Origin of the sequence: Paracoccus versutus, from assembly GCF_029909795.1 — a bacterium.
GTDB lineage: Bacteria > Pseudomonadota > Alphaproteobacteria > Rhodobacterales > Rhodobacteraceae > Paracoccus > Paracoccus versutus.
Map to the genome: position 1 here is coordinate 879,731 of NZ_CP038197.1, position 24,716 is coordinate 904,446.

At 69.9% G+C, this 24,716-nt stretch carries 26 protein-coding genes; 14 read left to right on the plus strand and 12 right to left on the minus strand.

The genetic code is table 11. From position 1 onward, the window contains the following. Positions 1–43: 43 nt before the first annotated feature. Entirely contained in the window at positions 44–544 is a 501-nt protein-coding gene (locus E3U25_RS15490) for an O-acetyl-ADP-ribose deacetylase (RefSeq protein WP_036759738.1), read from the minus strand. A 5-nt stretch (positions 545–549) separates the two neighbouring features. Beyond that, positions 550–2,154, minus strand: coding sequence for a carboxyl transferase domain-containing protein (locus E3U25_RS15495; protein WP_116222256.1), 1,605 nt, complete (start codon positions 2,152–2,154; stop codon positions 550–552). A 143-nt stretch (positions 2,155–2,297) separates the two neighbouring features. Here E3U25_RS15495 and E3U25_RS15500 point away from each other — a divergent pair, with 143 nt between their 5' ends. After that, complete coding sequence (locus tag E3U25_RS15500) at positions 2,298–2,906, plus strand: OmpW/AlkL family protein (RefSeq protein ID WP_116222255.1); 609 nt, start codon at positions 2,298–2,300, stop codon at positions 2,904–2,906. Between the two features lie 62 nt (positions 2,907–2,968). Here E3U25_RS15500 and E3U25_RS15505 read toward each other — a convergent pair whose 3' ends face one another. Genes E3U25_RS15505 through E3U25_RS15515 form a run of 3 tightly spaced genes read right to left on the minus strand, consistent with a single transcriptional unit; the run spans position 2,969 to position 5,063 of the window. Then, complete coding sequence (locus E3U25_RS15505) at positions 2,969–3,406, minus strand: lysozyme inhibitor LprI family protein (RefSeq protein WP_072462002.1); 438 nt, start codon at positions 3,404–3,406, stop codon at positions 2,969–2,971. Beyond that, positions 3,406–3,903, minus strand: a complete 498-nt coding sequence (locus tag E3U25_RS15510; protein WP_116222254.1) for a lysozyme inhibitor LprI family protein — start codon at positions 3,901–3,903, stop codon at positions 3,406–3,408. The genes E3U25_RS15505 and E3U25_RS15510 overlap by 1 nt, the downstream gene beginning before the upstream one ends. Next, positions 3,903–5,063 (minus strand): isovaleryl-CoA dehydrogenase, encoded by a 1,161-nt coding sequence (locus E3U25_RS15515; RefSeq protein WP_072462004.1) that lies wholly within the window; start codon positions 5,061–5,063, stop codon positions 3,903–3,905. The genes E3U25_RS15510 and E3U25_RS15515 overlap by 1 nt, the downstream gene beginning before the upstream one ends. A 184-nt stretch (positions 5,064–5,247) precedes the next feature. Here E3U25_RS15515 and E3U25_RS15520 point away from each other — a divergent pair, with 184 nt between their 5' ends. Continuing rightward, positions 5,248–5,802 carry a histidine phosphatase family protein gene (locus E3U25_RS15520; protein ID WP_116222253.1) on the plus strand — a complete coding sequence of 185 codons (555 nt, stop codon included), beginning with the start codon at positions 5,248–5,250 and terminating at the stop codon, positions 5,800–5,802. After that, entirely contained in the window at positions 5,799–6,728 is a 930-nt protein-coding gene (gene cbiB, locus E3U25_RS15525) for an adenosylcobinamide-phosphate synthase CbiB (RefSeq protein WP_116222252.1), read from the plus strand. The genes E3U25_RS15520 and cbiB overlap by 4 nt, the downstream gene beginning before the upstream one ends. On the opposite strand, the gene hemC is transcribed toward cbiB, so the two are convergent. Then, positions 6,725–7,666: a hydroxymethylbilane synthase gene (hemC, locus tag E3U25_RS15530; protein WP_181180870.1), complete on the minus strand. Its 942-nt coding sequence runs from the start codon at positions 7,664–7,666 to the stop codon at positions 6,725–6,727. The genes cbiB and hemC overlap by 4 nt on opposite strands. Before the next feature lie 75 nt (positions 7,667–7,741). On the opposite strand from hemC, the gene hemE reads away from it, so the two are divergent. From hemE to E3U25_RS15545, 3 genes are all read left to right on the plus strand, one after another. Then, positions 7,742–8,770: a uroporphyrinogen decarboxylase gene (gene hemE, locus E3U25_RS15535; protein ID WP_116222251.1), complete on the plus strand. Its 1,029-nt coding sequence runs from the start codon at positions 7,742–7,744 to the stop codon at positions 8,768–8,770. A 16-nt stretch (positions 8,771–8,786) separates the two neighbouring features. Further along, positions 8,787–9,665 carry an EamA family transporter gene (locus E3U25_RS15540; RefSeq protein WP_116222250.1) on the plus strand — a complete coding sequence of 293 codons (879 nt, stop codon included), beginning with the start codon at positions 8,787–8,789 and terminating at the stop codon, positions 9,663–9,665. Positions 9,666–9,852: 187 nt separating this feature from the next. Then, on the plus strand, positions 9,853–11,388 hold the full coding sequence (locus tag E3U25_RS15545; protein ID WP_036759760.1) for an ATP-dependent DNA helicase: 1,536 nt from the start codon (positions 9,853–9,855) through the stop codon (positions 11,386–11,388). On the opposite strand, the gene E3U25_RS15550 is transcribed toward E3U25_RS15545, so the two are convergent. Next, a complete protein-coding gene (locus E3U25_RS15550; protein WP_114536686.1) occupies positions 11,385–12,206 on the minus strand; it encodes an EcsC family protein in 822 nt (273 codons plus the stop codon). The two genes, E3U25_RS15545 and E3U25_RS15550, sit on opposite strands and share 4 nt — an antisense overlap. 156 nt (positions 12,207–12,362) lie before the next feature. On the opposite strand from E3U25_RS15550, the gene E3U25_RS15555 reads away from it, so the two are divergent. Beyond that, a complete protein-coding gene (locus tag E3U25_RS15555; protein ID WP_116222249.1) occupies positions 12,363–12,926 on the plus strand; it encodes an Ivy family c-type lysozyme inhibitor in 564 nt (187 codons plus the stop codon). On the opposite strand, the gene E3U25_RS15560 is transcribed toward E3U25_RS15555, so the two are convergent. Further along, positions 12,914–13,474 carry a GNAT family N-acetyltransferase gene (locus E3U25_RS15560; protein WP_036759764.1) on the minus strand — a complete coding sequence of 187 codons (561 nt, stop codon included), beginning with the start codon at positions 13,472–13,474 and terminating at the stop codon, positions 12,914–12,916. The two genes, E3U25_RS15555 and E3U25_RS15560, sit on opposite strands and share 13 nt — an antisense overlap. Before the next feature lie 231 nt (positions 13,475–13,705). Between E3U25_RS15560 and E3U25_RS15565 the strand changes: the two genes are divergently transcribed. The 6 genes from E3U25_RS15565 (at position 13,706) to E3U25_RS15590 (ending at position 17,647) form a co-directional block, all read left to right on the plus strand. Further along, complete coding sequence (locus E3U25_RS15565) at positions 13,706–14,302, plus strand: flavin reductase family protein (RefSeq protein ID WP_036758073.1); 597 nt, start codon at positions 13,706–13,708, stop codon at positions 14,300–14,302. Then, positions 14,302–14,865, plus strand: coding sequence for an adenine phosphoribosyltransferase (locus E3U25_RS15570; protein ID WP_036758075.1), 564 nt, complete (start codon positions 14,302–14,304; stop codon positions 14,863–14,865). Before E3U25_RS15565 ends, E3U25_RS15570 begins: the two co-directional genes overlap by 1 nt. A gap of 39 nt (positions 14,866–14,904) precedes the next feature. Further along, positions 14,905–15,855 (plus strand): 4-hydroxy-3-methylbut-2-enyl diphosphate reductase, encoded by a 951-nt coding sequence (gene ispH / locus E3U25_RS15575; RefSeq protein ID WP_036758077.1) that lies wholly within the window; start codon positions 14,905–14,907, stop codon positions 15,853–15,855. A gap of 93 nt (positions 15,856–15,948) precedes the next feature. Next, a complete protein-coding gene (locus E3U25_RS15580; RefSeq protein ID WP_036758079.1) occupies positions 15,949–16,554 on the plus strand; it encodes a glutathione S-transferase family protein in 606 nt (201 codons plus the stop codon). Then, entirely contained in the window at positions 16,551–17,018 is a 468-nt protein-coding gene (gene rnhA / locus E3U25_RS15585) for a ribonuclease HI (RefSeq protein WP_072462013.1), read from the plus strand. Before E3U25_RS15580 ends, rnhA begins: the two co-directional genes overlap by 4 nt. Continuing rightward, the gene (locus E3U25_RS15590) at positions 17,015–17,647 is read left to right on the plus strand and encodes a trimeric intracellular cation channel family protein (RefSeq protein WP_114536690.1); all 633 of its coding nucleotides are present in this window, start codon (positions 17,015–17,017) and stop codon (positions 17,645–17,647) included. The genes rnhA and E3U25_RS15590 overlap by 4 nt, the downstream gene beginning before the upstream one ends. Positions 17,648–17,653: 6 nt before the next feature. Here the strand turns inward: E3U25_RS15590 and E3U25_RS15595 are convergent, their stop codons facing one another. Genes E3U25_RS15595 through E3U25_RS15605 form a run of 3 tightly spaced genes read right to left on the minus strand, consistent with a single transcriptional unit; the run spans position 17,654 to position 19,640 of the window. Beyond that, the gene (locus E3U25_RS15595; protein ID WP_116222248.1) at positions 17,654–17,977 is read right to left on the minus strand and encodes a VOC family protein; all 324 of its coding nucleotides are present in this window, start codon (positions 17,975–17,977) and stop codon (positions 17,654–17,656) included. Positions 17,978–18,025: 48 nt separating this feature from the next. Next, positions 18,026–18,427 carry a group III truncated hemoglobin gene (locus tag E3U25_RS15600; RefSeq protein ID WP_114536691.1) on the minus strand — a complete coding sequence of 134 codons (402 nt, stop codon included), beginning with the start codon at positions 18,425–18,427 and terminating at the stop codon, positions 18,026–18,028. Between the two features lie 40 nt (positions 18,428–18,467). Beyond that, entirely contained in the window at positions 18,468–19,640 is a 1,173-nt protein-coding gene (locus E3U25_RS15605; protein ID WP_116222247.1) for an FAD-dependent oxidoreductase, read from the minus strand. Positions 19,641–19,822: 182 nt separating this feature from the next. Here E3U25_RS15605 and ileS point away from each other — a divergent pair, with 182 nt between their 5' ends. Next, positions 19,823–22,753, plus strand: coding sequence for an isoleucine--tRNA ligase (gene ileS, locus E3U25_RS15610; protein WP_116222246.1), 2,931 nt, complete (start codon positions 19,823–19,825; stop codon positions 22,751–22,753). A 56-nt stretch (positions 22,754–22,809) separates the two neighbouring features. Here ileS and E3U25_RS15615 read toward each other — a convergent pair whose 3' ends face one another. Continuing rightward, complete coding sequence (locus E3U25_RS15615) at positions 22,810–24,024, minus strand: hypothetical protein (RefSeq protein ID WP_116222245.1); 1,215 nt, start codon at positions 24,022–24,024, stop codon at positions 22,810–22,812. Positions 24,025–24,716: the final 692 nt, after the last annotated feature.

A 24,716-nucleotide genomic window follows, 5' to 3' on the forward strand; every position in this document is an offset into this window, starting at 1 on the left:
TCACACCCCCGGACCCCCGTGGGGTATTTGGAAAACGGAGAAATCATCGGCGGGCCTCGTCCACCGCCTGGCGGAGCGTGGCATGGCTGCCGGCGTCGAAGCCGACCAGGATCACTTCGAGACCGGCGGCATGGTCGAGGATGGCCGCGACCGCGATGCGGGCGGCGCGCTCGGCCGGGAAGCCGTAGATGCCGGTCGAGATCGCCGGGAAGGCGATGCGGGCGATGTCATGGGCCTGGGCAAGAAGCAGGCTGTGGCGATAGGCGCTGGCGAGCAGGTCGTCCTCGCCCGCCGTGCCGCCTTGCCAGACCGGGCCGACGGCATGGATGACGTATCGGGCCGGCAGGCCGTAGCCCCTGGTGATGCGGGCCTCGCCGGTCGGGCAGCCGCCGATGGCGCGGCATTCCGCGAGCAGTTCGGGGCCGGCGGCGCGGTGGATGGCGCCGTCGACGCCGCCGCCGCCCAGCAGCGTGCGATTGGCGGCATTGACGATGGCGTCCATGGCGAGCCGGGTGATGTCGCCTTGCAGGGTGGAAATGCGCATCGGCGTCACATCCTGAAGATGCCGAAGCGCGTCGGCTCGATCGGCGCATTGAGGCTGGCGCGCAGGCTGAGCGCCAGCACGTCGCGGGTCTTTCGGGGGTCGATGACGCCGTCGTCCCAGAGCCGGGCCGAGGCATAGAGCGGGTGCGACTGGCGCTCGAACATCTCGATGGTGGGGCGCTTGAACTCGGCCTCTTCCTCGGCACTCCAGCGGCCGCCCTGGCGCTCGATCCCCTCGCGGCGCACGGTGGCCAGCACGCCCGCCGCCTGTTCGCCGCCCATCACCGAGATGCGCGAATTGGGCCAGGTCCAGAGGAATCGCGGCGAATAGGCACGGCCGGCCATGCCGTAATTGCCGGCGCCGAAGCTGCCGCCGACCAGCATGGTGATCTTGGGCACATTGGTCGTCGCCACCGCCGTCACCATCTTGGCGCCGTGCCGGGCGATGCCCTCGTTCTCGTATTTGCGCCCGACCATGAAGCCGGTGACGTTCTGCAGGAAGACCAGCGGGATGCCCCGCATCGAGCAGAGCTCGATGAAATGCGCGCCCTTCTGCGCGGCCTCCGAGAAGATCACGCCGTTATTGGCCACGATGCCGATGGGACAGCCTTCGAGATGGGCGAAGCCCGTCACCAGCGTCTCGCCGAAGCGGGCCTTGAACTCGTCGAAGCGCGAGCCGTCCACCACGCGCGCGATCACCTCGCGGATGTCGTAGGGGGTCTTGAGATCGGCGGGGACGAGGCCGAGAATTTCCTCGGGGTCATGGGCCGGGGGTTCGGGGGATTGCCATGCGACGCCCTCCGGCCGGCGGCGGTTCAGGTTGGCGACGGCACGGCGGGCGATGGCCAGCGCATGGGCGTCGTCCTCGGCCAGGTAGTCGGCGACGCCGGAAAGGCGGGTGTGGACATCGCCGCCGCCCAGGTCTTCGGCCGAGACCACCTCGCCGGTGGCGGCGCGCACCAGCGGCGGGCCGGCCAGGAAGATCGTGCCCTGGTTGCGGACGATGATGGTCACGTCCGACATGGCCGGGACATAGGCGCCGCCCGCCGTGCAGGAGCCCATGACCACGGCGATCTGCGCGATGCCCTTGGCCGACATGCGCGCCTGGTTGTAGAAGATGCGGCCGAAATGGTCGCGGTCGGGAAAGACCTCGTCCTGGTTGGGCAGGTTCGCCCCGCCGGAATCGACCAGGTAGACGCAGGGCAGATGGCATTCCTCGGCGATCTCCTGCGCGCGCAGGTGCTTTTTCACCGTCATCGGGTAATAGGTGCCGCCCTTGACCGTCGCGTCATTGGCCACGACCATCACCTCTTGCCCATGCACCCGGCCGATGCCGGCGATCACCCCGGCCGAGGGCGCGGCGCCGTCATACATGCCATGCGCCGCCGTCGCGCCGATTTCCAGGAAGGGCGAGCCGGGATCGAGCAGGTTCGCCACCCGCTCGCGCGGGGGCATCTTGCCGCGGGCGACATGGCGCTCCAGCGCCTTCGTGCCGCCGCCCGCCGCCGCGGCCAGCGCCGCCTCGCGCACCGTCTCGAGCATGGCGAGATGCGCCGCGCGATTGGCGCGGAAGGTTTCCGAGGAAGGCAGGACCGAGGTGCCAAGCTTCATCGCATCATCCTTTCGGTCGAAGCGCCGGAGGTCTGCGCCAGTTTGTCGCAGGCCGGCCAAAAGCGGAAATATTGATCCAGATCAACGTCGAAGCCCGAAACAAGGCGCGATGAGCGAGCATGCGACAAGAAAAGAGGATCGCCATGAGACACAAGCTTGCCATCGCCGCGGCACTCGCCGCGCTTGCCTCCCCCGTGCTTGCGCAATCGCAAGGCGACTGGACGCTTGGCTTCGGGATCGCGCATGTGAACCCGAAATCGGACAATGGCGTGCTGGCGGGGCCGACGCCGGTGGATGTCGGCAACAGCACCCGCCCCAGCATCACCTTTGAGTATTTCATTCGCGACAATATCGGTATCGAGGTGCTGGGCGCCCTGCCCCTCAAACATTCGATCAAGTCGAACGGGACCGAGATCGGCACGGTCAAGCACCTGCCGCCGGTGGTCTCGGTGCAATATCACTTCGACGTGCATCCGCGCTGGAAGCCCTTTGTCGGCCTGGGCGTGAACTTTACCGGCTTCTGGGACGGCGAGGCCAAGGGGCCGCTGGCCGGCCAGGATCTGCGGGTCAAGAACAGCCTGGGCCTGGCTGCGCATCTGGGCGTGGATCACTGGATCAACGACCGCGCCGCGCTGCGCGCCGACCTGCGCTGGATCGACATCGACCCCGATGTCGAGCTGAACGGCACCAAGATCGGCACCGTGGAGGTCGATCCGCTCGTCGCCGGCATCAGCTATGTGATGAAATTCTAGGCCGCCGTCACGGCCTGGACGGGGGCGCCGCCACCGGGCGCGCCCCTTTTCCCCACCGCCGCTCATTGCAGGTCCGCCAGCGACATGAGCAGCGCCACCTGCCGCGCCGTCTCGTCGCGGATGCAGCGGGCGCGGGCCAGATCGCCGGCGCCTTCGCACAGCGCCTCGCGAAAGGCGATCCAGCTGCGCTCCATCCGGCGCAGCGGCTCTGGCGGATCGGCGGCCTCCAGCGCCGCCTGGTAGACGGCGGTCAGCTTCGCCTCCCATGCCTGGTGCGAGGCGTCGAGGCAGTTCGCCATCGGGAAATCCGGGTCGTCGCCAGTGTATTTCTGCCGGGCGTAATCCAGGCAGGCATCCATCCCCGTCCCGGCGCAATCGGCCCGCGCGCCCTGGGTTTCGGCCGCGTCGAGGCATTGGTCGATCGCCGCCGGATCGAAGCCCGAGGCATCGCCGGCCAAGGCGGGCGCGCCCAGCAGCAGCAGGAAGGCCAGCGCGCGCATCAGCCCTCCTCCTCGGCAAGGACGCGCAGCCGCAGCGCCTGTTCGGCAGAAAGCTGCATCATGCAGCCGGCATGAGCGATGCCGCGCATGGTGCCGCCCTGATAGCGCAGCGCCTCGAACCGGCAGCTTTCGTCGCGAAAGGCGATCCAGTTGCGCTGCGCCTGCTTCAGCACCGGCGCCGCTTCTTCCATGTCCTGGCCGTCGCCCTGGCCGGCATCCATGGCCTCGGCCCGGTTCATCGCCGCGGAATACCAGCGGTTGAGCAGCCGGTCCCAATCCGCCGCCTCGGCCGTCAGGCATTGCACCATGCCCGCGGTCGTCTGGCCGCCCGGCTGGTCCATGCAGGGCCCCGAGGCCGCGCCGATGCAGCTGCGCCGGTCGCCCCCTTCGCCGGCCATGCGGTCGAGGCAGGCGGCAAGCGGCTTGCCGCCATAGCCGGGCCCGTCCTGGGCCAGCGCCGGCGCAGCCATCAGCAGGAACAGCGCCAGCGCGCGCATCAGGCGATCTCCATCAGCTGGCGGCCGATCAGCATCCGGCGGATCTCGGAGGTTCCGGCGCCGATCTCCATCAGCTTGGCGTCGCGGAACAGCCGGCTGACGACCGAATCGTTCAGGAAGCCCGCGCCCCCCAGCGCCTGCACGGCCTGATGCGCCTGCACCATGGCCTGCTCGCTGGCGTAAAGCACCGCGCCCGCGGCGTCCTGGCGGGTGACGCGGCCGGCATCGCAGCTGCGCGCCACCTCGTAGACATAGGCGCGCGCCGTGTTCAGCGCGACATACATGTCGGCGATCTTGCCCTGCATCAGCTGGAACGACCCGATGGGCTGGCCGAACTGCTTGCGTTCCTTGACATAGGGCATGACCTCGTCGAGGCAGGCCGCCATGATGCCGGTGCCGATGCCCGACAGCACCAGCCGCTCGTAGTCGAGGCCCGACATCAGCACGCGCACGCCCTTGCCCTCGGCGCCCAGCACGTTCTCGAAGGGCACTTCGCAATCCTCGAAGATCAGCTCGCCGGTGTTCGAGCCGCGCATGCCCAGCTTGTCGAAATGCGGGCTGCTCGAGAAGCCCTTCATGCCGCGCTCGACGATGAAGGCGGTGATGCCGCGGCTGCCCGCCTCGGGGTCGGTCTTGGCATAGACCACCAGCGTATCGGCGTCGGGCGCGTTGGTGATCCAGTATTTGCTGCCGTTCAGCACATAGCGGTCGTTGCGCTTTTCGGCGCGCAGCTTCATGCCGACGACATCGCTGCCCGCGCCCTCCTCGGACATGGCCAGCGCGCCCACGGCACGGCCCGAACACAGGTCGGGCAGGTATTTCCGCCGCTGCTCGTCGGTGCCGTTCAGCTTGATCTGGTTCACGCAAAGGTTCGAATGCGCGCCATAGGACAGGCTGACCGAGGCCGAGGCGCGGGCGATCTCTTCGGTCGCGATGACATGCGCCAGATAGCCCATGCCGCTGCCGCCGAATTCCTCGGACACGGTGATGCCCAGCAGGCCCAGGTCGCCCATCTCGCGCCACAGCTCGTTCGGGAAGGCGTTCTTGCGGTCCACCTCGGCCGCGATGGGCCTCACCCGCTCCTGCGCCCAGCGATGGACGGTCTCGCGCAGCGCGTTCACGTCCTCGCCCAGGTCGAACTGCATTCCCGCGGTGAACATCGGCCATCTCCTCCGTTTATTGAACGAGTGTTCATTTAACTGGTTTATGCCGCCGGAACCGGGCCGGCGTCAAGCCTGCTGTCGCGGCACCTCTTCTTGCCGCCGATCCTGCGCCGGCCGGGGCTTCGTTGACAAGCCCGCGTCCCCGCGCCATTCCTGCCGCGCCCAGCCGCAAGGATGCCCGATGAGCCCGCCTTTCGATACCGCCGCACGGCTGCTGATCCTGCGCCATGCGCCGCTGGCCGGGCCGGGGCTGGCCGGGCGGCGCGATGTGGCGGCGGATTGCAGCGACCGCGCCGCGCTCGACTGGGCGCGCGCGGCCTTGCGCGGCGCGGGCAAGCATTGGTCCAGCCCCGCCCTGCGCTGCCGGCAGACCTGCGCGGCGCTGGACCTGGCCCCCGAATGGCATCCCGGCCTGTGGGAGCAGGATTTCGGCGCCTGGGAGGAGCCCGGCGCCATGATCCCCGACCTGGGCCCGCTGCCGCCCGAGGCGCTGGCCCGCCAGCGCCCGCCGGGGGGCGAAAGCTTCCTCGACATGGCGGCGCGGGTGCAGCCGCTGCTGGAGCAGGCCCGCGGCACGGTGGCCATCGTCGCCCATGCCGGCACGGTGCGCGCTGCGCTGGCCCTGGCGATCGGTCCGGCGGCGCTGTCATTCTCGGTGGCGCCGCTGTCGCTGACCATCCTGTCGCGCAGCCCGGCCGGCTGGGCCGTCGAGGCCGTCAACCGGGTCGCGCCATGACGCCCGAGACCTTGACCATCGCCCTGACCGCCCTGCTGGTCGATGCGCTGATCGGCTGGCCCGATGCGCTCTATCGCCGCATCTCGCATCCGGTGGTGTGGATCGGCCGGCTGATCTCGGCGCTGGATGCGCGCTGGAACCGCGGCCGGCACCGCATCGCCCGCGGCGCGCTGGCGGTGGCGGTGACGCTGGGCGCGGCGGTGATCCCGGCGCTGCTGCTGACCTGGGCCCTGGCGGGGCTGCCCTTCGGCCCGGTGATTCTGGGCGTGCTGGCCTGGCCGCTGGTCGCCACCCGTTCGCTGCACGATCACGTCGCCGCCGTGGCCCGCCCCCTGACCGCCGGGGATGTTCCGGCGGCCAGGGCGGCGGTGGCGATGATCGTCGGCCGCGACCTCGACGACCGGCCCGAGCCCATCGCCCGCGCCGCGCTGGAAAGCCTGGCCGAGAACGCCTCGGACGGTGTGGTCGCGCCCCTGTTCTGGGCGGCGGTGGCCGGGCTGCCGGGGATCGCCGCCTACAAGGCGATCAACACGCTCGATTCGATGATCGGCCACATGAGCCCGCGTCACGCGCTGTTCGGGCGGGTGGCGGCGCGGCTGGACGACCTGGTGAACCTGCCGGCCTCGCGCCTGACCGGGCTGCTCTTTGTCGCGGCGGCGGGGTCGCGGCGGGCCTGGCGGGTGATGCGCCGCGACGCGCGCCGCCACCGCTCGCCCAATGCCGGCTGGCCCGAGGGTGCCATGGCCGGCGCGCTGGACGTGCGCCTGTCGGGCCCGCGCCGCTATCACGGCGTGGAAAGCCTCGAACCCTGGCTGAACACGGGCGCCCGCGACCCCGGCGCGGCGGACCTGCTGCGCGGGCTGGCGCTGTATCGCCGGGCAATGGCGCTGCTGGGGCTGGGCCTGGCGCTGGCCCTGGCGCTCTAGGACCAGTCGAAGAAATCGGCAGGCGCGCGACCGCGCAATTCCTCGGCCAGGTCGGTGCCCATGGCCGCGCCGTCCGCGGCCGGCCCGATGCGCTCGCCGGCGATCACCTCGCTGCCGTCGGGGCGCAGGATCTCGCCGCGCAGCCGCAGCCGGTCGCCATCGAGTTCCGCCAGCCCGGCGATGGGCGTCTGGCAGGAACCGTCCAGCCGCGCCAGGAAGGCGCGCTCGGCCGTCACCCGCAGCGCGCTGTCGCGGTCCGAGATCGCGCCCAGCATCGCGGCGAGACGCGCGTCATCGCTGCGCCGCTCGACGCCGATGCAGCCCTGCGCCACGGCCGGCAGCATCTCGTCGGGCGCGACCGCGCCGCGCGCCACATGCAGCATCCCCAGCCGCGTCAGCCCCGCCATGGCCAGGAAGGTCGCCACGGCGACGCCTTCCTCAAGTTTTTTCAGGCGAGTCTGCACGTTTCCTCGAAACTCCACCAGCTTCAGGTCGGGCCGCCGTGCCGCCAGCTGCGCCCGCCGCCGCAGGCTTGAGGAACCGACGACAGCCCCTTGGGGAAGCTCGGAAATCGCCGCGAACTGCGCGCTGACGAAGGCGTCGCGCACATCCTCGCGCGGCAGGTAGCAGTCGATCACCAGCCCGTCGGGTTGCAGCGTCGGCATGTCCTTCATGGAATGCACGGCGATGTCGATCTGCTGCGCCAGCAGCGCATCCTCGATCTCGCGGGTGAACAGGCCCTTGCCGCCGATCTCCTTCAGCGGGCGGTCCAGCACGCGGTCGCCGGTGGTCTTGATCACCACGATCTGAAAGGCGTCGGCCGCAAGGCCATGCGCAGCCATCAGCCGGTCACGGGTTTCATGCGCCTGCGCCAGCGCCAGGGCCGAGCCACGGGTGCCGATGCGGATGGGGTTCTGGGGGTCGGGCATCTGGGTCATGGCACAGGGCTTAGCGCCCCCCCTCGGCCTTGACAACGGGGACGCGCGCGCCATGAAGGGGGCGAGAGGTGAATTATGTCCGAAAAAACCATCCTGCGCGCGCTCAAGGGCGAGCGTTTGCCCGTTCCGCCCGTCTGGATGATGCGCCAGGCCGGCCGCTACCTGCCGGAATACCGCGCCACCCGCGCCCAGGCCGGCGACTTTTTGTCGCTGTGCTACACCCCCGACCTGGCGGCCGAGGTCACGCTGCAACCGATCCGCCGCTATGGTTTCGACGCGGCGATTCTCTTTGCCGACATCCTGCTTTTGCCGCAGGCGCTGGGGCTCGACCTGTGGTTCGTGACCGGCGAGGGGCCGCGGCTTTCCACCGTCATCACCGCCGCCGGGGTCGCGGCGCTGAAGCCGACCGGGGCGATCCACGACACGCTGGCGCCGGTCTATGAAACCGTGCGCATCCTCGCGCGCGAACTGCCGCGCGAGACCACGCTGATCGGCTTTGCCGGCGCGCCCTGGACCGTCGCGACCTACATGGTCGCCGGCCGCGGCACCCCCGACCAGGCCCCGGCACATGCCTTCAAGGCCGAGGACCGCGCCGCCTTCACCGCGCTGATCGACCGCATCACCGAGGCGACCATCGACTATCTCTCGGCCCAGATCGAGGCCGGGGCCGAGGTGGTCAAGCTCTTCGACAGCTGGGCCGGCTCGCTCAAGGGCCGGGACTTCGACGATTTCGCGGTCGAGCCCGCGCGCCGGATCATCGCCGCGCTGAAATCGCGCCATCCCGGCATCCCGGTCATCGCCTTCCCGCGCGAGGCCGGGCCGCGCTATGCGGGCTTTGCCCGCGCCACCGGCGCCGATTGCGTGGCGCTGGACAATTCGGTCAGCGCCGACTGGGCGGCGGCCGAGGTGCAGAAGGACGGCTGCGTGCAGGGCAACCTGGACCCGCGCCTGCTGGTGACGGGCGGCGACGCCCTGGTGGCCGAGACGCGCCGGATCGTGCGGGCCTTCTCGCAGGGGCCGCATATCTTCAACCTCGGCCACGGCATCACCCCCGAGGCCGACCCCGAGAACGTCACGCGGATGCTGGAGGCGATCCGGGGCTGATGGGCGAGGCCGGGGCTTGAGCTGGATCCTCGCCACGCTGATCGCCGCCGCGGCCCAGACCGGGCGCAACGCGGCGCAGCGGCGGCTGACCGCGGAACTCGGCACCATGGGCGCGACCGCGGTGCGCTTTCTCTTCGGCCTGCCCTTTGCTGCGCTGGCCCTGGCCGGCATGGCGGTGCTGGTGCCGGTCCCCATGCCCGATGCGGCGGTGCTGGGCTGGGCGGCGCTGGGGGCAAGCTCGCAGATCGCCGCCACCGCGCTGATGCTGCTGACGATGGAAAGCCGCGGCTTCGGCGTCACCACAGCGCTGATCAAGACCGAGCCGGTGACGCTGGCGCTGATCGGCGCCCTGCTGCTGGCCGAGCCGCTGGGCCCGGTGCGCATGGCGGCGATCGCCACGGCCACGCTGGGCGTGGTGCTGATGTCGGGGGCCGACTGGCGGCGCGGCGGCTGGCGCGCGGGCGGCCTGGGCATCGCGGCCGGGGCGCTCTTCGGCCTCTCGGCCATCGGCTTTCGCGGCGCGATCCTCGCCCTGCCCTTCGGCGCCGAGCCGGTGCGGGCCGCGACCGTCCTGCTGCTCAGCCTGGCGCTGCAAAGCGCGATCATGCTGGCCTGGCTGGGCGCCGCCGACCGCAGGGCGCTGGCGGGCATCGCCCGGCACTGGCGCGGCTCGCTGGGCGCGGGCGCCCTGGGGGCGCTGGCCTCGCTGTTCTGGTTCCTGGGCTTCGCGCTGACCGCGGCGGCCAATGTCCGCACGCTGGCCCTGGTCGAGGTGGTGATGGCGCAGCTCGTCTCGGGCCGGCTGTTCCGCGAAGGCATCTCGGGGCGGCAGATGGCGGGCATGGCGCTGATCGTGCTGGGCGTCGCCGCGCTGATCGCGGCAAGCCACGGATAAGCCCGCCCGCCTGCGCCCCGAAAGACCCCTGCGCATGACGAACGCGCGCGCGCCCCGCATGGGTATTTGGAGAACAGAGAAGATCGGGGCCGCACCCGGCTTCTTCTTCGTTGCACAAATACCCAAATCGCGGCGGCGCCACCGGATCGGCCTTTCCGCCCCTCGCGCCGCGGGCTAACAAGGGCGCATGACCCTGCCCGCCCTTTCCCCCGATCAGGCCGAAGCCTGGGATGCGCTTGCCGCCGCGCTCGAGGAGTCCGGCATCGACCTCGTCTCGGAAGAGATCGCGCCGCCGAAGCCCGGCAAGGGCCGGGTCATGGCGGTGATCGGCAAGGCCGGCTCGGGCAAGACCCTGCTGCTTGCCGAGCTGACCAAGGCGCTGAAGGCGGCCGGGGTCGATGTCGTCTCGGGCGATTACGAGGGCAAGAAGCGCAAGGACCGCCGCACCGTCGCCATCCTGGCCCCCACCAACAAGGCGGCCTTCGTGCTGCGCATGCGCGGCGTGCCGGCGACCACCATCCACCGCATCCTCTATACCCCGGTCTACGACCCGGAATACGAGCGCATCGCCGACTGGCTGACCGGCGTGGGCGAGCGCCCTTCCGTCGAAGGGTTGATGGAGGGGCTGACCGAGGCGGCGCTGGACCGGGCCAAGGCCTTCTACGACCAGCATGCCTCAATCCCCGGCGCCCTGGCCGCGGCCGGCCTGCGCGGCTCGGACTTCATCCGCGGCTGGAAGCGGCGCGAGGACGGGCTGGACATCGGGCTGGTCGACGAGGCCTCGATGCTGGACGAGCGCCAGTTCGAAGACCTGCGCGAGATCTTTCCCCTTCTGATCCTGTTCGGCGATCCGGCGCAGCTGGCCCCGGTCGGGCAATCGGGCGAGATGGTCTTTGATCGGCTCGCGGCCTCGCAGCGGCTGATGCTGAGCCGCATCCACCGCCAGGAGGGCGACAGCCCGATCCTGGACCTCGCCCATGCGCTGGCCGATCCCAGGCTGGAGTTCGACGCCTTCGAACGCATGATCCGCGAGGCCGCCGCCCGCGATCCGCGCGTGACCTGGGCCGAGCGGGTCGAATCCGACCTGATGGCGCAAAGCCCGGTCCTGGTCTGGCGCAACATCACCCGCATCAAGCTGATCCAGGCCTTTCGCTCGGCCTATGGCGCGCCGGGCGATGCGCTGCTGCCGGGCGAGCCCCTGATCTGCGACGGGCTGGAACTGCCCTTGAAGCACCGCAAGAAGCGCATCGACCTGGAGGCGCGCGGGCTGATCAAGGGGGCGCAGGTGGTCTATCTGGGACCGGGGCGCAAGCCCGGCTTCTCGCGCCTGCATGTCGTGGGCGCCGAGGAGCCACGGCTTTCCGCCGCCAGCATCGTCAAGATCGAGATCCCGGATGTCGAGGAGCCCTTCATCCCCTTTGCCGCCCGCATGGGCGCGACCTTCCTGCATGGCGCGGCGGTGACGATCCACAAGGCGCAGGGCAGCCAATGGCCCGACGTGCAGGTCTTTGCCCCCGACATCGCCGCCGCCGCCTGGTCGGGCCGCTCGGAAGCCGGCATCGCGCTGTGGAAGCGGCTGGCCTATGTCGCCATCACCCGCGCGCAGGAGCGGCTGCATTGGGTGGTGAAATCGCGCCTCGCCCGGCCCTCGGCGCCGCTGGGCATCGAGCACCTTGAGGCGCCGGCCGCGGTGCTGGAACTGGCCGCCGAGCCCGAGGCCTAGGCGCGCCGCGACAGCTTGCGCGCCGCCGTGTTCGGGCGCAGCTGGATCATGCGCAACTCCAGCGCCTCGGCCAGCGCCTCGCGCGGGATGCCGGTTTCCTGCGACAGCCGCAGCAGGCCGAAATGCACCCGCGCCAGTTCCTGGTAGTAGCGGGTGAAACTGTAGTTGATCGAGGCCCCGGCAAGCGCGCCCAGCACCGGCACGGCCTGCGCCGCCAGCTTCTGCGCCAGCGAGGCGGACAGCCGCGGCGCCACCCGCGCGATCAGCGCCTGCACGGTCTGGCCTGTAATGGTCATCCGCGCGGCCAGCAGCCCCAGGTCGGTGCCGTCGTCATCCGAAAGCGGCCCGGCCGAGGCAAAGACATGCAGCGCCTCGCGCCGGGCCTCGTCCGAGACCGGGTCGAAGCCATGCTCGGCGGCGATGTCCATGATCGCGCGCAAGAGCAGCGTTACCGTCACCGGCAGCTCCAGCGCCGCGCCGCCGATCCCGGCCAGCCCGCCCACCGCGCCCGAGGTGGTCGAGAGCAGGCGGTTGAACAGGTCGCCCCGGTCCCGCAGCACCCCGCGCGACCGCGAGGCGGCGTCGAAGGCGCGGTTCAGCGCCGCCAGCGTAAGCCGGTCCATGCGCCCGCGCACCGGGGCCGGAAGGCGTTCCAGCAACCCCTCGGCCTTGCCGCCGATGGCGGTCAGCAGTTCCATCGCCACGCCGCCCGCCTGGAGATAGCGCCGCGCCAGCCGGTCGATCGCCGCATGCACGGTCGGGTCGTCGATCGGCGGCAGGACGGTTTGGCGGACGGGGATCTGGCTTTGTTCGGTCATCCTGTGGATACCCTGCGATGTCATGGCTGTGCTAGAACTGGGCACTGGCAAAGGAACCCGCAACCCGTGCCGCGGGTTCCTGTGGCGAATCGGCAGCCCGCCGCCGGAAGGACGGGACGCAAGAACGACGCAAGAACAAGGACAAGGAAGACCGCCATGAACATCCGCCGCACGATCCCGGCCCTGACCCTGACCGCCGCGCTGATGCTGGGGCCCGCCGCCCTGGCGCAGGAAAGCGGGACGCAGGAGACGGGAACGCAAGACACGGGCGCGCAAGCGACGGTCGAGCAACCGGCAGAGCAGGCGACCGCCCAGGCCGCGGCGCCCGAGACGGGGCTGACGCTGGCCGATCTGGGCAAGGACCAGGGCCTGACCGCGGCGGTCGAGAAGATGGCCGAGGGCCACCAGATGCCCGAATGGCTGCGCGAGGGCGCGGTGATCTCGCCCAGCCAGAAGGTCGCCTTCGGCGGCCGGGAATACCTGGCCATGACCGCCTGCAAGCAGCACGACTGCGGCGAAAACCAGTTCGCGGTGCTTTACGCGCCCGCCGGCGGCACGGCCTATGGCGTGCTTTCGGTGCGCGATGGCGAGGGGGCGGAGCTGCTGACCTGGCTCGGCATGGCCGGCGGGCCCGAGACCATCGACGGCCGCACCATCCTTTATGCCGCGCTGACCGGCAGCCTGGCCAATCACCCGCAGGATTTCCTCTATGCCGAGTGATCGGGCGGCGCGACCTGGGTGCAGCCCTCGCGGCGCATCTCGCGCTGGCCGGGCGCGGATTCGCCGGTCTCGCGCTCGACCAGGCCGGTGACGCCCGCCCAGGCGCCGGGCACCAGCTCCAGCCCCAGCACGCGGTCGGGGTTGGTGGGCGGCGGCATCTCGACATCTTCGAGCTTCCAGAAGCCAAAGCGTTGATAATAGGGCAGATCGCCGACCAGCATCACCCGCTGCCAGCCCATCTCGGCCGCGCGGGTCAGGCTTTCGCGCATCAGAAGCGCGCCCAGCCCCTCGCCCTGCGTCGTCGGATGCACGGCGACCGGGCCCAGCAGCAGCACCGGCCGCCCGGCCACGCGCACCGGCCAATAGCGGATCGCGCCCATCAGCGCGCCGAAATCGTCGCGCAGCATCAGGCACAGCGGCCCGACCGGCGCCACCCCCTCGCGCAGCCGATAGGAAGACAGCGCCGTGCGCCCCGGCGCAAAGCACAGGTCCAGAAGCGCCTCGACCTCGGGCGCGTCGGCGGGGGTTTCGGGGCAAAGTTCGTACATCCTGCCTCCGGTGCTGGGGTCGGGATTCGGGTGGTCTGGGCGCGGCGCAGGGACCGCGTAACATGCAGGCGCGGCCGCGAAAACCGCCTGCGGGACCGGGGCGGCAAAATTCGCCGGACTGTCGCAAGGGCGGGCGGGGGCGGGCGGGCAAGGCGGCAAGAACGCTTGACGCGCCGCGCGCATGGGGTCACTTCTGGGCCCCGCATCACTGAGCGACCAGCGAGGCACGCCATGTTCTACCGACCCCAGGACGGCCACGGGCTGCCGCACAATCCGCTGAACGCCATCGTCGCGCCGCGGCCGATCGGCTGGATCTCGACCCGCGGGCGGCAGGGCGACAACCTGGCGCCCTATTCCTTCTTCAACCTGACCGCCTATGTGCCGCCGCAGGTCATGTTCGCCTCGACCGCGGCCAAGCCGGACCGGAACGGGACCAAGGACAGCGTGGCCCAGATCGCCGAGTCGCGCGTCTTCTGCGTCAACATCGCCGACGGGCCGCTGAAGGACCAGGTCAACGCCAGTTCCGCCGCCCTGCCCGCCGGGGTGAACGAATTCCAGGCCGCCGGCATCGAGCCCGCCGAATGCGAGAGCATCGACTGCCCGCGCGTGGCCGGCGCCGCCGCGGCGCTGGAATGCCGCGCGACCCGCATCCTGCGGCTGGCGGGCGAGGCGAACTACATGGTGCTGGGCGTCGTCACCGGCATCCACCTGCGCGAGGATTGCCTGAAGGACGGCCGCTTCGACCTGCGCGCCACCGGCTGGCTGTCGCGCATGGGCTACAAGGACTACACCATCACCACCCAGACCTTCGAGATGGAGCGCCCCTGATGGAGAACCGGCCCGAAAAGCGCCGCCGCGACACCCGGACGGTGCGCGACTATATCCGCACCATCGTCGATTTCCCGCATGAGGGCATCCTGTTTCGCGACGTGACCACGCTTTTTGCCGATGCGCGCGGCTTTCGCATGGCGGTGGACCAGCTTCTGGCCGCCTATGCCGGCGAGGCCATCGACAAGGTGGTCGGGCTCGAGGCGCGCGGCTTCATCCTGGGCGGCGCGGTGGCGCATCAGCTTTCCGTGGGCTTCGTGCCGATCCGCAAGAAGGGCAAGCTGCCCGGCGCCGTCATCAGCCAGGCCTATGCGCTGGAATATGGCGAGGCGGTGATGGAGATCCACGACGACGCGCTTCGCCCCGGCGAACGGGTGCTGATCGTGGACGACCTGCTGGCCACCGGCGGCACCGCGGCGGCCGGGATCTCGCTTTGCGAGCGGCTGGGAGCCGAGGTCGTGGGCTGCGCCTTCGTGATCGAGCTGCCCGAGCTGGGCGGGCGGGCGCTGCTGGAGGGGCTGGGCCACGAGGTCCATGCCCTGACCAGCTTCGAGGGCGCCTGATCCCTTGCGAGGCGCCCCTGCCGGGGTTAGGTGAAGCCCATGGACAAGAAACCGCCCCTGATCCTTTACCTGGCCGCGCCGCGCGGCTTTTGCGCCGGCGTCGACCGCGCCATCAAGATCGTCGAGATGGCGCTGCAGAAATGGGGCGCGCCGGTCTATGTCCGCCACGAGATCGTGCATAACAAGTTCGTCGTCGACAGCCTGCGCGACAAGGGCGCGGTCTTCGTCGAGGAGCTGGACGAATGCCCGGACGACCGGCCGGTGATCTTTTCCGCCCATGGCGTGCCCAAGGCGGTGCCGGCCGAGGCGCGGCGGCGCGAGATGGTCTTCGTCGACGCCACCTGCCCCCTGGTCAGCAAGGTCCATGTCGAGGCCGAGCGCCACCACGCCGAGGGCCTGCAGATGGTGATGATCGGCCATGCCGGCCACCCCGAGGTGCTGGGCACCATGGGGCAATTGCCCGAGGGCGAGGTGCTGCTGGTCGAGACGGTCGAGGACGTGGCCGGGATCGAGCCGCGCGATCCTTCGCGGCTGGCCTTCATCACCCAGACCACGCTGTCGGTCGACGACACCGCCGCCATCGTGGCCGCCTTGCAGGCCCGGTTTCCCGGCATCAGGGGGCCGGCCAAGGAGGACATCTGCTATGCGACGACCAACCGGCAGGCCTCGGTCAAGGCCATCGCCGGGCAGATCGACGCGCTTCTGGTGATCGGGGCGCCGAACAGTTCCAACTCGCGCCGGCTGGTCGAGGTGGGCAGCGCCGCCGGCTGCGCCTATTCCCAGCTGGTGATGCGCGCCGACCAGATCGACTGGCGCGCCATCGAAGGCGCGCGGGCGGTGGGCGTGACCGCCGGTGCCTCGGCCCCCGAGGTGCTGGTGGACGAGGTGGTCGCGGCCTTTCGCGAACGCTACGACGTGACGGTCGAGATGGTCGAGACGGCGCGCGAGAATGTCGAGTTCAAGGTGCCGCGGGTCTTGCGCGAGGCCTGAGCCGGGCTTGCCGGGCGGTGCCGTCGCGGGGGGCGCTGCCCCCGGCCCTGCGGGCCTCCCCCGGAGTATTTTGGGAACGAAGAAAGGGTCGGGATGAAGCTCTGGTCGATGCCGTCATCCGGCAACAGTTACAAGGTTCGGCTGGCCCTGGCGCTGCTGGGGCGCGATTGCGAGATCGTGGATGTCGAATATCTGACCGAGGCGCTGGCGGCGGCCAAGGCGACGGGGCGGCTGCCCTTTGGCAAGGCGCCGGTGCTGGAGCTGGACGACGGGCGGCTGTTGCCGGAATCGAACGCGATCCTGTGCTGGCTGGGCGAGGGCACGCGCTTCGTGCCGCAGGACGCCTTCGAGCGCGCCGCCATGCTGGGCTGGATGTTCTGGGAGCAGAACCAGCACGAGGGCGTGATCGCCGTGCGCGCGGCCTTGCAGGTCTATCCGCAGCGCCGCGCTCAGGCGACGCCCGAGCGCATGGCCGAACTGCTGGAGCGCGGCCATGCGCTGCTCCAGGTGATGGAGGACCGGCTGGCCGGGCATGACTGGCTGGTGGGCGATGCCGTCAGCCTCGCCGATATCTGCCTTTACGGCTATACCCATACGGCCGGCAGCCTGGGCGGGTTCGACATGGCGCGGTTCCCCGGCATCGGGCGCTGGCTTGGCCGCATCGCCGCCCTGCCCGGCTACAAGGGACTGGAGGCGTGAGCGCGCTGTTCGCCTGGACCGACGGCGCCTGCAGCGGCAATCCCGGCCCCGGCGGCTGGGGGGTGCTGATGCGGGCCATGGAAGGCGAGACGGTGCTGAAGGAGCGCGAGCTGTCGGGCGGCGAGGCCGAGACCACCAACAACCGCATGGAGTTGATGGCGGCGATCTCGGCCTTGGAGGCGCTGACCCGGCCGAGCGAGATCACCGTGACCACCGACAGCGCCTATGTGAAGAACGGCGTCACGCAATGGATCCACGGCTGGAAGAAGAACGGCTGGCGCACCGCCGACCGCAAGCCGGTGAAGAATGCCGAGCTGTGGCAGCGGCTTGACGCGGCGCAGGCACGCCACAAGGTGCGCTGGGAATGGATCAAGGGCCATGCTGGCCATCCCGAGAACGAGCGCGCCGATGCGCTGGCGCGGGCGGGCATGGCGCCCTTCAAGCCGGCCAGGGCCGCGGGATGAGCGTCGAGGCGCTGGTCCCGCTTCTGGATTATGCCAGCGTGCTGGTCTTTGCCCTGACCGGCGCGCTGGTGGCGAGCCGCGGGCAGCTGGACGTCGTCGGCTTCATCTTCTTCGCCACGCTGACCGGGATCGGCGGCGGCACCCTGCGCGACCTGGTCTTGGGCCGGGCGCCGGTGTTCTGGGTCGGGCGGCCCGAGCTGCTGCTGCTGACCGCCGGCGCGGCGATCGTGGTGTTCTTCACCGCGCATCGGCTGGAGAGCCGCTATCGCGCCATCCTGTGGCTGGATGCCTTTGCCCTGGCCGTGGCGGTGCCGGCCGGGGTCGGCGTGGCGCTGGAGGCGGGGGTGAGCCCCGTCGTCACCGTGCTGATGGGGGTGATGACCGGCACCTTCGGCGGGCTGATGCGCGACGTGGTCGGGAATGAGGTGCCCCTGGTGCTGAAGCAGGGCGAGCTTTACGTCACCGCCGCCTTTGGCGGGGCGGTGGCGGCGCTGCTGTTGCTGGCGTTGGGTGCCGGGCGCGGCTGGGCGCTGATCGGCTGCGCGGCGGTGGTGCTGCTGCTGCGCGCCGGGGGCCTGGGCTTCGGCTGGCGGCTGCCGGTCTACAAGGCGCGGCCACCGCGGATGTGACCGGCCTCAGCGGTCGGACCAGATTGCCATCTCGGTGCCGCCCGGCTCGCGGAACTGGAAGCGGCGGCCGCCGGGAAAGGCGAAGATCGGCCGGGTGATCGCGGCCCCCGCCTCGGTCACGCGGGCCAGCGCAGCTTCGAGGTCGTCGGTGCGCAGGATCACCAGCGGCGGCGCCGGGGAACCGGCGGCGATGCCGCCCGCCAGGCCGGCATCGGCGAGTTCCTGGTAGTCGGGACCGTAGTCGTTGAAACGCCAGCCGAAGGCTTGGCCGAAGAAGGCTTTCGTGGCCGGCAGGTCGGGCGAGCTGAATTCGAGATAGTCGATCTTCATCGGGAAGCCCTTTCGGATGTTCCCGTTTTGTTTACACCTGCGCGCGGCCTAGCGCAAGACCGGGGGGCCGGGACGGCGTTCGCGCAGATCCTCGACCCCCATGCGCAGCCCGGCGCCGATGCGATGCGCAAGCGCCGACCAGGCTTTGGCCGTCTCGGGCGGCAGGGTGCGGCGCAGGGTTTCGTCGAAAAGCATCAGCCAGGGCGCGAAATGCTGCGCCTTCACGTCGCCCGTGCGCATGTGGACCTGCATCGGATTGCCGTCATAGCCGCGCTCGTAAAGGATGGCATTGCGCCAGAAGCGGGCGATCTTGGCCTCATGCTCGGGCCAGTCGGCGACATGGGCGGCGAAGACCGGGCCCAGCACCTCGTGCCGGCGCACCGCGGCGTAGAAGGTGGCGACGACGCGGTCGATCTGTTCGGGTGTGACGTCGAAACGGGGCGGGATCATGCGCCGGATATGGACCCCTGCGGCCCGCGCTGCAAGCCTGTCACGGATCGCGCGTGCCCGAAAGCGGCGGGATCATGGTGCCGGCGACCAGATGCGTCAGCCCGCGCCGCAGCAGCGGCAGGGTCGAAAGCGGCGCCAGGACCAGGTCGCGCAACCAGGGCAGGCTGCGGCTGCCCGACTGATACATCGGCGTGAAGGCCGCGCTCATCGCCTGGTAGATGCGCACATGCCAGCGGCGCATGGCGGCGTAATCCGGCAGGGCTTCCGCCAGCGGGCGGCGCAGCGCATGGGCCAGCGCAAAGGCGTCGAGCAGCGCCATGTTCGCCCCCTGCCCCAGCTGCGGGCTGGCGCGATGGGCGGCATCGCCGATATGGACCAGGCCCGGCGCAAAGGGCCGGCGCAGGGTGCCGTGGCTGTAGCGCGCCGGCGTCATCTGCGCATGGTCGCGGATGGTTTCCAGGAAGGGCGCCATCTGCGGCCAGAGCACGGCGACCTGGGCGCGCCAATCCGCGACCGGGGTCTGCGGCCAACGGTCCAGCTCGGCCAGCGGCATGGACCAGAAGACGGCCGCGCGCGGCGTCGGGTCGCCGGGCAGGCAGCCGATCGGCAGCACGCCGGCCATGCGGCTGGCGGCGCGGTAGCGCTGGCGCAGCTGGTCGCGGGGGAAATCCGTCTCGGGCCAGGGCACCGTGCCCCAGATCGCGCCATAGCCCAGCGGCCGCGCCCGTAGCGGCGACAACCGCGAGCCGGCACCGCTGGCATCGACGACAAGGTCGAAGGGGCCGAAATCGCGCCCATCCGCCAGCGCAAGGCGCCGTCCCGCCCCGTCCGGCGGCGCCGCGGCGATCTCGGCCCCGGTCACCACCGGCAGGCCGAGCGCGGCGACCCGGTCCCAGAGCAGCCCGAACAGCGTGGCGCGATGGATGCCGCGGCCCGGCGCGGCGGCGGGATAGGAGACGTCCAGCACCTTGCGGCCCCGCGCCTCGTGCCCGAGCATCCGGGCGATGGGGCTGGAGAGGCGGCGGGTCTCCTCGCCCGCGCCGATCCGGTCCAGCACGGCCAGCCCGACCGGCTGGACCACCAGGCCCGAGCCCAGCGGGCGCGGCGCGGCAAAGCGCTCGAACAGGGTGACGGCATGGCCCTCGCGGGCCAGAAGCGCGGCAGAGGCCAGGCCGCCGATCCCGGCGCCGGCGATGGCGATCCTGTAGCTCATGGCCGCTTGCTGCCCGAGCCGGGCCGCGGGTGCAAGCCGCGCTTGCAGGGTTCGGGGCGGTTTCCTATAACCCGCGCATGTTCAGCAGGGCGCGGATATTCCGAATTATTCGCCCGGCGGCGTAGGGAGCCCTCGCCGCCGGGTCATGCATGCCTGCCCTGCCACCGAAGGATTCCCGCCAGATGAGCGACACCACGACCGAGACCCAGGCCGCGACCGATTACCGCGACACCGTCTTCCTGCCCCAGACCGATTTCCCGATGCGCGCCGGCCTGCCGCAGCGCGAGCCCGAATGGCTGGCCCGCTGGGAGCGCATCGGCATCTACGACCGGCTGCGCGAGAGGGCGGCGGGGCGCGCGCCCTTCATCCTGCACGACGGCCCGCCCTATGCGAACGGCAACCTGCATATCGGCCACGCGCTGAACAAGACCATCAAGGACATCATCGTGCGCAGCCACCAGATGATGGGCCGCGATGCGCGCTACGTGCCGGGCTGGGACTGCCACGGCCTGCCGATCGAATGGAAGATCGAGGAGAAATACCGCAAGGAAGGCCGCGACAAGGACGCGGTCGACGTGGTCGAGTTCCGCCAGGAATGCCGCCGCTTTGCCGAGCATTGGGTCGATGTCCAGCGCGAGGAGTTCAAGCGGCTGGGCATCACCGGCAAATGGGACGATCCCTACCTGACCATGGACCATCACGCCGAGGCGGTGATCGCGGCCGAGTTCATGAAGCTGCTGATGAACGGCTCGCTCTACCAGGGCTCGAAGCCGGTGATGTGGTCGCCGGTCGAAAAGACCGCGCTGGCCGAGGCCGAGGTCGAGTATCACGACCATACCAGCCACACCATCTGGGTGCGGTTCCCGGTGGAATCGTCGCAGGGTATTTGGGCAACGGAGAAACCCGCCAGCGTGGTGATCTGGACCACCACCCCCTGGACCATTCCGCAGAACCGGGCGGTGGCCTATAATCCGGGCGTCGCCTACGGGCTTTATCGCGTGGGCGCGGTGGCCGAGAATGCGACGGCGAAAAGCGGCGAGTTGCTGGTGCTGGCCGATGCGCTGGCCGAAAGCGTGCGCGCTGCGGCCAAGGTCGAGGAATGGGAGCGGGTCCGCGACGTGACCGCGGCCGACCTGGAGGGGCTGGTGCTGGCCCATCCCCTGCGCGGCGTCGAGGGCGGTGCGGGCGAATGGGACTATGACGTGCCCATGCTGCCGGGCGAGCATGTGACCGAGGATGCCGGCACCGGCTTCGTCCATACCGCCCCCAGCCATGGCGACGACGACTATCAGCTTGGGCTGCGCTTCAAGCTGCCGATGACCTATAACGTCGAGCCGGACGGCTCCTATCGCGCCGACCTGCCGCTGTTCGGCGGCCAGGCGATCATCGGTGCGGACGGCAAGGAAGGCCCGGCCAATGTCAGCGTCATCAAGCAGCTGGCCTGGGCCGGCGCGCTGCTGGCCAAGGGCAAGATCAAGCATTCCTATCCGCACAGCTGGCGGTCCAAGGCGCCGCTGATCTATCGCAACACGCCGCAATGGTTCGCGGCCATCGACCATGCGCTGGCCGACGGCATGGGCGAATATGGCGACACCATCCGCACGCGGGCGCTGACCTCGATCGACAGGCTAGTGAAATGGTGGCCGCAATCGGGCCGCAACCGCATCCATGCCATGGTCGAGAACCGGCCCGACTGGGTGCTGTCGCGCCAGCGCGCCTGGGGCGTGCCGCTGACCTGTTTCGTGAAGAAGGGCGCAAAGCCCGGCGACCCGGAGTTCCTGCTGCGCGACCAGCGGGTGAACGACCGCGTCATCGAAGCCTTCGAACGGGACGGCGCCGATGCCTGGTATCGCCCCGGCTTTGCCGCCGAGGTGCTGGAGGGCGTGGCCGATCCGGCGGATTACGATCAGGTGATGGACGTGCTGGACGTCTGGTTCGACAGCGGCTCGACCCATGCCTTCGTGCTGCGCGACCGCGCCGACGGGGCGCCGGACGGCATCGCCGACGTCTACCTGGAAGGCACCGACCAGCATCGCGGCTGGTTCCAGTCCTCGCTCTTGCAGGCCTGCGCGACCAGGGGCCGGGCGCCCTATCGCAACGTGGTCACGCACGGCTTCACGCTGGACGAGAAGGGCATGAAGATGTCCAAGTCGCTCGGCAATACCATCGTGCCGGCCGAGGTCATCAAGCAATACGGCGCCGACATCCTGCGGCTCTGGGTGGCGCAGACCGACTATACCGCCGACCAGCGCATCGGCCCCGAGATCCTCAAGGGCACCGCCGACAGCTATCGCCGGCTGCGCAACACGCTGCGCTTCGTCCTGGGCAACCTGGCCGGATTCGACGAGGCCGAGCGGGTCGAGGCGGCCGAGATGCCGGAACTGGAGCAATGGGTGCTGCACCGGCTGGCGCAGATCGACCAGCAGCTGCGCAAGGGCTATGACGGCTTCGATTTCCAGGGCGTGTTCCAGACCGTGTTCCAGTTCGCCACCGTGGACCTCTCGGCCTTCTATTTCGACATCCGCAAGGACGCGCTTTATTGCGACGCGCCCGATGCGCTGCGCCGGCGGGCGGCGCGCACGGTGCTGGACCTGCTGTTCCACCGGCTCGTCACCTGGCTGGCGCCGATCCTGCCCTTCACCATGGAGGATGTCTGGCTGAGCCGTTTCCCCTCCGAGGATGACAGCGTGCATCTGCGGGACTTCCCCGTCACCCCGGCGGAGTGGCTGAACGCATCGCTGGCGGCGAAATGGGACACCATCCGCCGCATCCGCCGCACCGTGACCGCCGCGCTGGAGATCAAGCGCACGGACAAGGTGATCGGCGCCAGCCTGGAAGCCGCGCCGGTGGTGCATGTCGAGGAGCCCGAGGATCTGAAGGCGCTGAAATCGGTGGATTTCGCCGATATCTGCATCACCTCGGACCTGAGCCTGACCGCCGATCCGGCGCCGGGCGAGGCGTTCCGGCTGTCGGACGTGCCCGGCATCGGCGTGGTCTTCGAGGCCGCGGAGGGCGAGAAATGCCAGCGCTGCTGGAAGATCCTGCCCGATGTCGGCAGCCACCGCCATCCGGGCACCTGCGCCCGCTGCGATGCGGTGCTGGCCAAGGGGTGACGGTCCCGCCGATGGTTCCCGGCAGCGCCCTGCCGGCCGGGAACCGTCGCTCGCGGCTAGCGCAGCCAGAGGCCGGCCTTCTTCAGGATTTGCCGCGTGCGGCCTTCGTTCAGCGGCATGCGGCGGTCGAACATGGGGCGGATGCGGTCCCGGCCGGTTCCCTCCAGCACGATCTGCCGCGAGGGCGCCCATGCCTCGGCCAGCGGGGCCAGCCGCGGATCGCGCAGCAGCGTCTCGACCGTCTCGACGGCAAGGTCGCTTTCCCTGGCATAAAGCAGCGGCAGGTCGCGATAGTGACAGGTCACGTCGCCGTCGAGCCCGGCGAGGCCGGGGCCCGGCCGCCCGCCGCCAAGCGCGTGGATCACCAGCGGAAGCGCCACCTGGTCCAGCAGCACGTCCAGCTTCTGGCTGGCCAGCGCCTCGCCGGGATCCTCGCGGATCGCCAGCGCCCAGTCCAGGAAGCGGCGGCCGAATTCCTGCGGGTCGGCGCCGAAGAACCAGCCGGCGTTGAAATACAGGTAACGCTCCCAATGCTCGTCGGGCTGGCTGGTGTCCAGCGAGCTTTCGTAATCCAGCCCGAAACGGTCATAGAGCGACTTCCAGATCGCGCCATAGCCCGGACCGTAAAGCGGCGGCTCGGGCCATGTCGCGCTGCGGCGCATCGAGGCCGAGGGGCGCGAGAAGTCGAAGGGCAGCCGGTCCAGCGGCCCGGTCACCAGCGTATCGCTGTCGAAGAAGACGAAGGGCTCGCCGGGCGGCAGCACCGACAGCGCCTCGATCTTGTTGCCGAAGGGATAGCTGGCGCCGAAATGCCGGGCGGTAAAGGGCAGGATCTCGGCCCCGAAATCCAGCAGCGCCAGGCGGATCGGGGCCGGTATCTTGGTCCGCTCGCCGCTCCAGGCGCCCTCGGCGGCGGGCTCTGCGACGATCAGCCGGCCGCGCCAGTCGGGGGCGTGGTGGCGCAGGCTGGCGGCGAACAGCGCCGCCTCCATGCTCAGGCGGATGTCCTGGCCGATCAGCAGGATATTGAAGGGGCCGGCCTGCACCGGCGCGGGGGCCTTGGCCGCGGCTTTGCCCTTGGCCTTTGCCTTTGCCCTGGTTCCGGCCTTGGCCTTGGCTGCCGGCTTTTTGCGCTGTTCTGCGCGTTCGGCATGGCGCGACTGGCGCTGCGCTTCGCGCTCGGCACGGTTGGCGGCCTGCTGAGCGGCCCGCTTGGTCGTCGGGGGCGTGTCCGCCCGGTCCTTGTCTTTGTTCTTGCCCACGTTACACATACCCATCTTGCGAATCTTTACCGCGACGGGTTTAGCAACAGGAGGGGGTTTCGTTCCAGAGGCGAATTCGTCTTTTCCCACTCAACCACCATGCGATGCGGTGGGGAAAGAATAGGGAACGGAAACACCCTTGAATTGCATCAAATGCGGAAATTCGTCGGAAACCTCACCAAAAAGGCAGGTTCCCGCTCAACGGCTTTCATTGCAGGGTGACTTCAGCCGTTGAACGATTTCCACTTTTACAGGTACGGCAAGACCGGGTGAGACGTGGGCACCGTGCTCATCCGGTCGCTCTTTATTCGAATTTGACATTCTACCCGAGACTTGTCGATCATTTCGATAAAACCATGGCGCTTTTCCGCCGATGCTCTTGTGCTGGTTTATTGAATCGCGCGCCCTGCAACCGCACCGGCCAAGGATTTTTCGCGCCCCTCGGCCGGGATCCGGTACCGCCTTGCAGTTGAAATGACGGAATTTGGCTCGCCCATCGTCGGCCGGCAGTCCCTACCCGTTGCCCAAGGCGAGTTTCCGCCATTTCCCGGCCGGACATTTTCCCTTTCCAGATCAGCCCGTTTTCCCGGAATCCGGCGGCGGCACAGCAGGGAGGCGGCGAATCCTGCGGCAGATTTCCGGCCGCATGCGGGAACCTCCTGCACGGAACGGTCGTTCAATTCCCACATGCAAACTCAATC

Coding starts and splice junctions, on each gene's coding strand:
- ileS (WP_116222246.1), top strand. CDS start 19,823: ATGAGCGACACCACGACCGAGACCCAGGCCGCGACCGATTACCGCGAC.
- E3U25_RS15515 (WP_072462004.1), bottom strand. CDS start 5,063: ATGTTCACCGCGGGAATGCAGTTCGACCTGGGCGAGGACGTGAACGCG.
- E3U25_RS15605 (WP_116222247.1), bottom strand. CDS start 19,640: ATGAGCTACAGGATCGCCATCGCCGGCGCCGGGATCGGCGGCCTGGCC.
- hemC (WP_181180870.1), bottom strand. CDS start 7,666: ATGACCCAGATGCCCGACCCCCAGAACCCCATCCGCATCGGCACCCGT.
- E3U25_RS15615 (WP_116222245.1), bottom strand. CDS start 24,024: ATGTGTAACGTGGGCAAGAACAAAGACAAGGACCGGGCGGACACGCCC.
- E3U25_RS15595 (WP_116222248.1), bottom strand. CDS start 17,977: ATGAAGATCGACTATCTCGAATTCAGCTCGCCCGACCTGCCGGCCACG.
- E3U25_RS15565 (WP_036758073.1), top strand. CDS start 13,706: ATGTTCTACCGACCCCAGGACGGCCACGGGCTGCCGCACAATCCGCTG.
- E3U25_RS15550 (WP_114536686.1), bottom strand. CDS start 12,206: ATGACCGAACAAAGCCAGATCCCCGTCCGCCAAACCGTCCTGCCGCCG.
- E3U25_RS15600 (WP_114536691.1), bottom strand. CDS start 18,427: ATGATCCCGCCCCGTTTCGACGTCACACCCGAACAGATCGACCGCGTC.
- E3U25_RS15545 (WP_036759760.1), top strand. CDS start 9,853: ATGACCCTGCCCGCCCTTTCCCCCGATCAGGCCGAAGCCTGGGATGCG.
- E3U25_RS15510 (WP_116222254.1), bottom strand. CDS start 3,903: ATGCGCGCGCTGGCGCTGTTCCTGCTGATGGCTGCGCCGGCGCTGGCC.
- E3U25_RS15520 (WP_116222253.1), top strand. CDS start 5,248: ATGAGCCCGCCTTTCGATACCGCCGCACGGCTGCTGATCCTGCGCCAT.
- hemE (WP_116222251.1), top strand. CDS start 7,742: ATGTCCGAAAAAACCATCCTGCGCGCGCTCAAGGGCGAGCGTTTGCCC.
- E3U25_RS15495 (WP_116222256.1), bottom strand. CDS start 2,154: ATGAAGCTTGGCACCTCGGTCCTGCCTTCCTCGGAAACCTTCCGCGCC.
- E3U25_RS15580 (WP_036758079.1), top strand. CDS start 15,949: ATGAAGCTCTGGTCGATGCCGTCATCCGGCAACAGTTACAAGGTTCGG.
- E3U25_RS15490 (WP_036759738.1), bottom strand. CDS start 544: ATGCGCATTTCCACCCTGCAAGGCGACATCACCCGGCTCGCCATGGAC.
- E3U25_RS15590 (WP_114536690.1), top strand. CDS start 17,015: ATGAGCGTCGAGGCGCTGGTCCCGCTTCTGGATTATGCCAGCGTGCTG.
- E3U25_RS15555 (WP_116222249.1), top strand. CDS start 12,363: ATGAACATCCGCCGCACGATCCCGGCCCTGACCCTGACCGCCGCGCTG.
- ispH (WP_036758077.1), top strand. CDS start 14,905: ATGGACAAGAAACCGCCCCTGATCCTTTACCTGGCCGCGCCGCGCGGC.
- E3U25_RS15570 (WP_036758075.1), top strand. CDS start 14,302: ATGGAGAACCGGCCCGAAAAGCGCCGCCGCGACACCCGGACGGTGCGC.
- E3U25_RS15560 (WP_036759764.1), bottom strand. CDS start 13,474: ATGTACGAACTTTGCCCCGAAACCCCCGCCGACGCGCCCGAGGTCGAG.
- E3U25_RS15500 (WP_116222255.1), top strand. CDS start 2,298: ATGAGACACAAGCTTGCCATCGCCGCGGCACTCGCCGCGCTTGCCTCC.
- cbiB (WP_116222252.1), top strand. CDS start 5,799: ATGACGCCCGAGACCTTGACCATCGCCCTGACCGCCCTGCTGGTCGAT.
- E3U25_RS15505 (WP_072462002.1), bottom strand. CDS start 3,406: ATGCGCGCGCTGGCCTTCCTGCTGCTGCTGGGCGCGCCCGCCTTGGCC.